The following is an 8,853-nucleotide window of genomic DNA, read 5'->3' as shown; positions in this document are numbered from 1 at the left end:
ATTAAGACCTTGATTTTAACTAAACCCCAGAATGGGTTGGTAGGCGGCCTGGATTATATGGTCCGGAATTTCGGGATCCAGGAAATCTGGTATAATGGCTTGTGGACTGGCTATCCTCCTTTTCGCCAGTTTTATGAGTGGACCCGGAATCATGGTGTCAGATGGCGAAAACTTACGGATCTTAGTCGCCCCCGCTATTTTGATCAGCTTGAAATAACGGCAATTAACCCGGTTGCCAATGATATTCGGCCAAGAAAACCATGGAAAAAATTTTTACGGGAAATGTCCTTATCCCTGAATATTATTTTTGGACAAGCCAAGATTATTCTTTGGGGAGGAACAGAGTCGGGGGGCAGGGAGTGGCTGTCAACCCATGCTTTGGAGTTGGAACAACTGGAAGCCTTGATCTGCATCAGGCCGTTGACCGAATCGGCTGTATTTCCGGTTCCTGGTTTAGCAAAATTACCTCAGATTGTCATCGGCCCGCGATGTGATGCTGTCGGGACAGGAAAGAAGAAACTGACAGATTTTATCCTCTGGGAAACCCGGAAAAATGGGTTTCTTCATCTGGATATTTATCCCGATGGAAAGATGAATATTAATAACTCAACTTTCTGACTTGCTTTGTCGGGGACATATTAGCAGGATGTTCGGGCCTGGCTCTTAAGCGGTATTGGCCGCCGAACGAATCACACGATGTGATTCGCGGCGGACGCCTCGGAAGCCGGCCATGGACGGCCGGCGAGAATGAGCGAGAGCCATGCCGGAACATCCTTGGAAATTTCTTTTAGCTGTTTTTAGAACAACTCAGAAAGTTAAGTTAATAATCAAAATTGATGAACTCATAACAACTGGGTAAAAATTTCCTATTGCCAATTACTTCCGGCTACGGTATCTTTCTGCTGAAATTACTGGTTGATAGACAATCCTGAATTGAGTGGTTGGCTGTTATCAGTTAGATATTAGCTTAATGATTACAGGGAGTTCACTATTATATGCCGTAAATATTCGGCTACGTTTTTAAAAAAGACAAAAATACTCTCACGGAGACACAAAGCCACAGAGAACCCCAGTCATTTGCCCTCTGTGACTCCGTGTCTCTGTGAGAAATCTGAAAAAATTGCCAATCTATAAACAAAATCTAATATTTATTATATGCCGTCACCTGTTGGATGTTGCGTCTAGTTAATATGAAATTTTAATTTTCCTTAGCTAAAGGGCTAAACTTAGATATAAATAGGGGAGATAAACAGTGGGTCTTCAAGCTATAAAAGGTTTTAACGATATTCTGCCAGCGGAAACGAATGCGTGGCAATGGATCGAAAATGTATTTCATCAGCTTCTATCCTCATATAATTATGGGGAGATCCGTCTGCCATTCCTGGAGTACACTGAGCTGTTTTCCCGTAGTATTGGCGATAACACGGATATCGTTGAGAAGGAGATGTATACTTTCCATGATCGTTCAAACAGAAGTCTTACCTTACGTCCCGAAGGAACAGCTTCCGTGGTCAGGGCTTTCATTCAACATGGGATGGCAGCGACCGGAAACATTAATAAATTATACTATCTTGGCCCCATGTTTCGTTATGAAAGGCCGCAAAAAGGGCGGTATCGTCAATTCTATCAATTGGGAGCGGAAGTCTTTGGCGAGGAGGATTATCATCAGGATGCCGAAATTATTATTATGTTGGCACGATATTTTCATATATTGGGGATAAGCTCGGCAAAATTGAACCTTAATTCTCTGGGTTGCAAGCACTGCCGACCGGCATATCGCCAGGCCTTACAGGATTATTTGCAACGGCAGGGTGAACATTTGTGCGGTGATTGCCAGCGGCGGCTGGATAAAAATCCTTTGCGGGTATTGGATTGTAAGCGGCCTGATTGCCGGAGTGTGGTTGCAGACGCCCCGAAAATCCTGGATTATCTGGGCACTGAGTGTCAGGATCATTTCGGTGGGGTTGTCCGGTTGTTGAATGCGGCTGGTCTTGATTATCATGTCAACCCGTTCATGGTCAGGGGATTGGATTATTATACCAGGACAACTTTTGAATTTCTTGCCGGAGACCTGGGCGCGCAGAATGCAGTGGCTGCCGGTGGACGTTATGATCAGTTGGTGGAAGAACTGGGTGGAAAACCGACACCAGCCATCGGTTTTGCCATTGGTATGGAACGGCTGGCGATGCTGGTGGACAGTGCGTCAGTTCCAGTCTCTGCTCCGTTTATCTATCTCGCAGCCCTTGGAGAATCGGCCCTTAATATTCTCTATCCGCTGATGCATAAATTAAACCAGGCAGGTGTCGGTGCGGTATTGAATTACCGGCAGAAAAGCCTAAAGAATTTGATGAAAAAAGCCGATAGGAACAATGTAGCATATACTCTTATTGCCGGTGGTCAGGAGATCGAACATGGTGCGGCGATCTTGAGAAATATGAAGACAAAGGAACAGCAGGATATTCCCATGAATACATTATTTACCAGCATCAGGGAGGTATTTGATGGGCATCAAAATAACTGATTCCTCCACGGTTTCAGCCACAAACGCCCAGGATAAGAATCGTCAGGCGAAGGGGAAGAGGGATGCGGCGGCAAGTTTTCAGGATTTGCTGCGGAACCGGATTGCCGGACAGGAATATTCAAGTCAATCAGCTTCAGCGGTTTCATCTCCCCATGCCCCTTTTCCGGTTTATGAAATCGATGATTTACCCGATTCTCCCCAGGGAATTAACCTGCGGGAAAAAGGCATAGTTGATACAGATCGGTTGATTGCGATTATGGATGATTATCACCAGAAACTGAAACAGGTCGAGACCACTCCTTATGATGGGAAGAAATTGATTGAAGATATGGAAAAAGTGTCTCGTGATATGTTGGGTTACATGTCAAATTTGACATCTTCTGATAATTTGTATAAGCTGATGAGAGATTCAGTGGTTATGGCACGAGTCGAGATTGAAAAATATGTCCGCGGTGACTATGGTTAATGGCCCTGTATTTTCCGGTACAATATAATTCAACTTCCTATCGAACCTTTTATGATAGTTTGACCCCGGTTGAAAAAATACGTTTCCACCGGGAATTTGTTGGGGTCACCTACAAACGACGTTTCCTCCATCTTAAGGCCACTCACTCCAAACAGCCATTCAAAGATAACCTTGCCATTGCCGGTAAAAATCTCCATGACAAAATGGTGATCAGCTGGTTTACCTGGCGTCACCAGAAACTGCTGCCGGTTTATCTGCCCTTAATTTTCCGCCATTACCTATTTGGTTTCCTGGTCCAGTATACTCAGGCGTCACGCTGGATGGACTTACCCCAGCCATCCCCATCCTGTTATTGGGCTGCACCCATCAACCTGGTGGTTCTTCGCTGGATGAACCGGCACCGGGATGCCTGTCAGCGGGCGCTGGAACCCCTGATTACCCAGGTGATAGAGGAAGAGAACCGGCACCTTTTCATCTATTGCCTGCTGGCTTTGAAAGCCGCCCGGGAACTCTTTGAACCGGAACAGATTGCCGCCGAGGCGGCAGAGCTTCGATCGCTGCTCATGCCCGGGAATACTCCCCTCGGGATTGAAATGGAGTTCAGCAACCTTGGCCGCTATGCCACCTTTGATAAAAAAGGCAAAGGCCTTGATTTTCATGACCCTTTTCATAATATGGAGTACTACAGTGCCTTTGTACTGGATGATGTGACCTGGCGTTTGGGTGGTTATGTTGACACTCATGTTCGTGGCCGTCGTCTGTTTACCCTTTCTCGTTTTGGCGGGTTTTATGAATATTGTATGGTACGGATTGACTACCCCCACAAATATTCCCTGCCCCTGACTACCGATCCGGCTGTGGCAGCAAATATGATTCGGGAAGCGGTTGACTTTGTGCCTGAAATTAAACCCCACAGCCTGCACCTTAATATTGAACACCGGGGCCTGGGAGAGGTGAAACCGGGATTGGATGATTACCTGTGTCTGTTGATGCTTGGCGGTGACTTGGGTCGCGATGAAAAGGGCCGTCTGCGGGAGAAACGTTTAGCCGGCAATGAGCTGCGTGGGGTGATTCAGCGGCGGCATCACCTTTCTTTTTTTGAAGAAGTAAAAAAAGAGGTGGTCGAATATTCCTTTCTTCGTCTCTGGCGGCATGGTGACCGGGATTATGATTACCTGCCGGTGATAATGGCCTTTAAAGGTTTCCAGTATGGCTATAATATGGATCTCAGCTGCCGGGATCAGGTTCAGGGTATACTGAGCTGGGCGCAAAATCCCCGGCCGTTACCGGTGTCTTCCATCAGCCGATTTATGGCAACGGTAAGAAGTGGTTTGCAGCGTGAGGGGGCACACCCCGGGCCGCTAATTTTACGGATGGAGGAGAAAATCCTGACGGTATTGCAGCAGTGGAATCAGAGGTTAGCTGCTGAGCAGGAAAAAATCTGGTCTGTCCTGGTTGTTGGTTGTGGTTTACAACTGATGGAGGTTGTTGATTTGTTTGCGCCGATTTGCCCGGCATAATTCCCGGTTTTTGCATAACTGGTTGCAGGCTATCGATGAACTCCAGAATCCGTGCATCTCTTCATCCATGCAGAAGCCGGGCTCAATATGAACGTGTTGGGGATCTGGCGAACGCCTCATTTTTCTGAATAAATTACTGATCCGCCGAGGTTCTTTAATTCGGGGCTGTTCGCAGAATAACTTCCAGTTGCCACAGGAAATAAAAAACTCCTTCTGATGTTCAGGGCTGAGATGTTCCCATGGGTAGGTATAAACCCAGGCATCCTGTTCTTTAAAGTCATCCGGGGATTTTGTTTTTTCAACAATGACCGGCAGTTTTACCCTGATATAGACGCTTTTTTGCAGGTTGTCAGGATAAAAACCTTCCAACCGGTCAATAATTTTCATGATTTTTTCCGGATGCTTGAACGTCATCAGCTCACCTACAACCAGATCCTGGCAGTTTTCAAATGGGATGAGCCCGGGGAAACCAATGGGCAGATGGTAGAGAAAACCCTGGCAGTATGCCGGTCTGATGGAAAGGGTTTTCCGTTTTAAAAACCGATTGAAATTAGGATAGCGCTTCATTAAACTGCCATAGAAAAAAAAGCAGTTGGTTTCAGCCACTGCGGCTTTTCTCATTTCAGTCAGTACTTTAAGGCGATTATTCAGTTTTTCAACCATAGTTTTGCTGTTTTAAAACAGAAATTCCCGGATAAGTTTAAGGAAAGTTATGATGTCTATTCTTGATAGACTCACTAAAGCGGGCTATGCCCGCAACCCAGATTTTACTTTACCATGAAGACATAAAGAACATGAAGAATATGTAGTGTTGTAAAGAATCTTCATGAACTTTATGGTGAAAACATTCGTTTATATTTTCAAAAAAGATAAAAACTTTCACGGAGGCACAAAGATACAGAGAACCCTGTTATTTGTACTCCGTGTATAGCATAAAATAATCTTTTTATCAATAATCCGGCCTGGAAAAAATATTTTGACTTCAGGTGTCTATGTTAATCTAAGGACATGAAATCATTATTGTTATTTTCTACCGTTTTGAGTTGATAATTTGGTAATAGTCGAGGACTTGGTGACTGATATTTTGGAGGAACAACCATCCCGAAAAAAGTTGATGGCGGCGGCATTGCGCTATGAGCAGGGGAAGCAGAAAGCCCCGGCCGTGGTAGCCAAGGGCTCCGGGGTGGTGGCTGAAAAGATCATTGAAATGGCCAAGCGCCATGGCATCCCTCTACAGGAAAATTCTGAACTGGTGCAGGTGCTGATGAAACTGGAAATCAATCAGGAAATTCCAGCGGAGCTCTACCAGGTTGTTGCTGATATCCTGGCGATGATCTACCGGGCCAGTCAGCAATATCAGCCATAAACCCTTCGCAGTATAATTTACTTCCCTTTCCCTTTCAAAAAAACTTTCCCACCCTTGACAATCAGAAAATCATCATTATAATTTTAATAGTATGACAAAGGAAATTCCTGTTATTACAGCGATCTTTTGCCCAAGTTAAGCGATTTAAACAGTTCAAAATCACGGGGGGCTTATTAGCTCAAAAATCACTTGATTTAGGTTTTAGTCGGTCTCAGGGAAATGGCACCTGTGTAGTATTTAGCCGGAAATGACTGGTTTTCGGATGGTAACCGGGTAGATGCCGGTATCAATTAATCATTTTTATAAGGAGGGTAAAATCATGGCACTGGTAAAATGGACACCGTTTCGCGATTTAATGACTATTCAGGATCAGATCAACCGGTTGTTTGAGGATAGTTTGCAGCGCACGGATGAAAAAGGACTATCCGTACCCTCATGGCAGCCCTTGGTGGATATCTACGAGGATGGACAGGCGATAGTTATTAAAGCCGAGCTGCCGGAGGTGGATGAAAAGGATATCCAGGTTAACATTGAAGATGGAACATTGACCATTAAAGGTGAGCGCAAACTTGAACAGGAGGAAAAGAAGGAAAATTATCATCGGGTTGAACGTTTCTATGGTTCCTTTGTGCGCTCTTTCGATCTGCCGACTACTGTTGATCAGGATGATATTAACGCGGCTTATGATAAGGGCGTTTTAAAAATTACCCTGCCGAAGAGAGAGGAAGTAAAGCCGAAGAAAGTTGATATCAAAATCCAGTAAGCTTTTTTGGTATAGCGGACACGTTTTTTTTCAAGGTAGCCGGAAGTTTGGGGGGGCATTTCTGCCCCCTTCTTCATGCCGTCTTATAAGGATTCAATTTTCTGACTTAAACTAGCAAGCTGAAATTAACATGTTAATTGTCGGTTAGGTTCCATGGATTTATCAATAGAGGTCAGAAGTCAGCAATCAGAAGACAGAATTTTAGTGTTTTTCAATATATTCTTACTCCTGGCTCCTGTCTTCTGACTCCTGATAATGCAATCTAAACTTTTTAATTTAACAGATTTCTTGTGATTCCAACAAGATATACAATTCAGAAAGTTGACATAAGGAGAAATTAACGATCATGGATATGAATAAATTTACTCAGAAAGCCCAGGAAGCGATGATGGAAGCCCAGACCCTGGCCCTGCGTCGTAATCATCAGCAGGTAGATGCCGAACATCTGATGATGGCTTTGCTGCGGCAGGAGAACGGCCTGATCCCCAAGGTAATTGAAAAAGTTGGAGTGGTGCCGGGGACGCTGGAAAAGGAAGTGGAAAAACGTCTGGATGCCATTCCGGCCGTAAGCGGCACTGGAACCACTGCCGGCAGTGTTTATGTGACGAACCGTTTAAATAAATTGCTTCTTGGGGCTCAGGATGAGGCTGCTTACCTTAAAGATGAATATGTCAGTGTCGAGCATCTGTTGCTCAGCTTGCTTAATGATACTTCGGATCCTTTGGCAAAGATATTTGCTGGTTATGGTTTGACCAAAGAAAAGGTTTTGCAGACCTTGTCGGAAGTCCGTGGCAGTCAGCGGGTTACGTCGCAGAATCCGGAAGACACCTACCAGGCTTTGGAGAAATACGGTCTTGATTTAACCCGGGCGGCAAGCCAGGGAAAGCTTGACCCGGTTATCGGCCGGGACGAAGAAATTCGGCGGGTGATCCAGGTCCTTTCCCGGCGGACAAAGAATAATCCGGTTTTGATTGGTGATCCGGGGGTTGGCAAGACCGCCATTGTCGAAGGTCTGGCTCAACGTATTATCCGCCAGGACGTACCGGAAAGCCTGAAAGAGAAAAAATTGATTTCCCTGGATATGGGGGCTCTGATTGCCGGGGCCAAGTTCCGGGGTGAATTTGAAGAACGGCTGAAAGCCGTGCTTAAAGAAGTACATGATTCGAATGGAAAAATTATTCTCTTTATTGATGAGATGCATACGGTGGTGGGTGCTGGAAAAACTGAAGGCTCCATGGATGCCGGTAATCTGCTGAAACCGATGCTGGCCCGCGGCGAGCTTCACTGTATCGGGGCCACGACTTTGAATGAATATCGCCTGCATGTGGAAAAAGACGCGGCCCTGGAGAGGCGTTTTCAGCCGGTTTTTGTGGCTCAACCTTCGGTAGCTGATACCATTTCTATCCTTAGGGGTTTGAAAGAACGCTATGAAATTCACCATGGGGTCCGGATTATGGATGCGGCGCTGGTATCGGCGGCTGTTCTCTCACATCGATATATTAATGACCGCTTTCTGCCGGATAAGGCCATCGATCTTATCGATGAGTCTGCGGCTAAACTGCGGACGGAAATTGACAGCATGCCGGCTGAACTGGATGAGGTTACCCGCAAGATAATGCAGCTGGAGATTGAGCGGGAAGCCTTGAAAAAAGAGAAGGATGAGGCATCCCGTAAGCGCCTGCAGGTGTTGGAAAAAGAGCTTGCGGACCTCAAAGATAACAGCCGGGCGCTGTTGGCCCAGTGGCAGGTTGAGAAAGAAAAGATCAGCCATTTGCAGGCTTATAGCCGGAAGATTGAGGAGACCCGCCTGGAGATTGAAAAAGCTGAACGGGAATATGATTTGAACAAAGCGGCAGAGTTGAAATACGGGGTGCTGGCAAAACTGGAAGAGGAAAAACAGGAGGCTGAAAAGCTCTTGGCTGACCAGGCAGGAAAGAACCGTCTGCTGAAGGAAGAAGTGGATGAAGGGGACGTGGCCGCTATTGTCAGCCGCTGGACCGGTATTCCTGTCAGTCGTTTGCTGGAAGGGGAGCGGGAAAAGCTGGTTCGCCTGGGAGAGCACTTGCATGAAAGGGTGGTTGGTCAGGATGAAGCGGTCAGTGCGGTGGCGGACGCGGTCATTCGTGCCCGGGCCGGGATAAAAGATCCCAATCGTCCCATCGGCAGCTTTATCTTTCTAGGACCCACCGGGGTGGGAAAAACCGAGCTGGCCAGGGC

Annotated in this window: 8 protein-coding genes; 7 read left to right on the top strand and 1 reads right to left on the bottom strand. The window is 46.2% G+C overall.

Translation table 11 applies throughout. The features are described 5' to 3' along the window. The 4 genes from U9P07_11175 to U9P07_11160 form a co-directional block, all read left to right on the top strand. Positions 1-618 (top strand): hypothetical protein (locus tag U9P07_11175; GenBank protein ID MEA2109969.1); only part of this gene is annotated, 618 nt, incomplete at its 5' end. Positions 619-1,252: 634 nt separating this feature from the next. Then, positions 1,253-2,521 (top strand): histidine--tRNA ligase, encoded by a 1,269-nt coding sequence (gene hisS / locus U9P07_11170; protein ID MEA2109968.1) that lies wholly within the window; start codon positions 1,253-1,255, stop codon positions 2,519-2,521. After that, positions 2,502-2,987 (top strand): hypothetical protein, encoded by a 486-nt coding sequence (locus tag U9P07_11165; GenBank protein MEA2109967.1) that lies wholly within the window; start codon positions 2,502-2,504, stop codon positions 2,985-2,987. Before hisS ends, U9P07_11165 begins: the two co-directional genes overlap by 20 nt. After that, complete coding sequence (locus U9P07_11160) at positions 2,987-4,507, top strand: hypothetical protein (protein ID MEA2109966.1); 1,521 nt, start codon at positions 2,987-2,989, stop codon at positions 4,505-4,507. Before U9P07_11165 ends, U9P07_11160 begins: the two co-directional genes overlap by 1 nt. Here U9P07_11160 and U9P07_11155 read toward each other — a convergent pair. After that, on the bottom strand, positions 4,457-5,170 hold the full coding sequence (locus U9P07_11155; GenBank protein MEA2109965.1) for a gamma-glutamylcyclotransferase family protein: 714 nt from the start codon (positions 5,168-5,170) through the stop codon (positions 4,457-4,459). The two genes, U9P07_11160 and U9P07_11155, sit on opposite strands and share 51 nt — an antisense overlap. Before the next feature lie 409 nt (positions 5,171-5,579). On the opposite strand from U9P07_11155, the gene U9P07_11150 reads away from it, so the two are divergent. The 3 genes from U9P07_11150 to U9P07_11140 all read left to right on the top strand — a co-directional run. Continuing rightward, entirely contained in the window at positions 5,580-5,873 is a 294-nt protein-coding gene (locus tag U9P07_11150; protein ID MEA2109964.1) for an EscU/YscU/HrcU family type III secretion system export apparatus switch protein, read from the top strand. A 319-nt stretch (positions 5,874-6,192) separates the two neighbouring features. Further along, positions 6,193-6,636, top strand: coding sequence for an Hsp20/alpha crystallin family protein (locus U9P07_11145; protein MEA2109963.1), 444 nt, complete (start codon positions 6,193-6,195; stop codon positions 6,634-6,636). 346 nt (positions 6,637-6,982) lie between these two features. After that, positions 6,983-8,853: Clp protease N-terminal domain-containing protein (locus tag U9P07_11140; protein ID MEA2109962.1), on the top strand; the 1,871-nt coding region annotated here is incomplete at its 3' end.

The sequence above is a fragment of the Pseudomonadota bacterium genome (assembly GCA_034660915.1).
Taxonomy (GTDB): Bacteria; Desulfobacterota; Anaeroferrophillalia; order Anaeroferrophillales; family Anaeroferrophillaceae; genus DQWO01.
Note: the sequence above shows the minus strand (reverse complement) of the source record. Positions and strands in the feature narration are given on the sequence as shown.

Excerpts from the sequence above, each read along its gene's own strand:
- U9P07_11165 (MEA2109967.1), top strand. The coding sequence starts at position 2,502 with ATGGGCATCAAAATAACTGATTCCTCCACGGTTTCAGCCACAAACGCC.
- U9P07_11160 (MEA2109966.1), top strand. The coding sequence starts at position 2,987 with ATGGCCCTGTATTTTCCGGTACAATATAATTCAACTTCCTATCGAACC.
- U9P07_11155 (MEA2109965.1), bottom strand. The coding sequence starts at position 5,170 with ATGGTTGAAAAACTGAATAATCGCCTTAAAGTACTGACTGAAATGAGA.
- U9P07_11145 (MEA2109963.1), top strand. The coding sequence starts at position 6,193 with ATGGCACTGGTAAAATGGACACCGTTTCGCGATTTAATGACTATTCAG.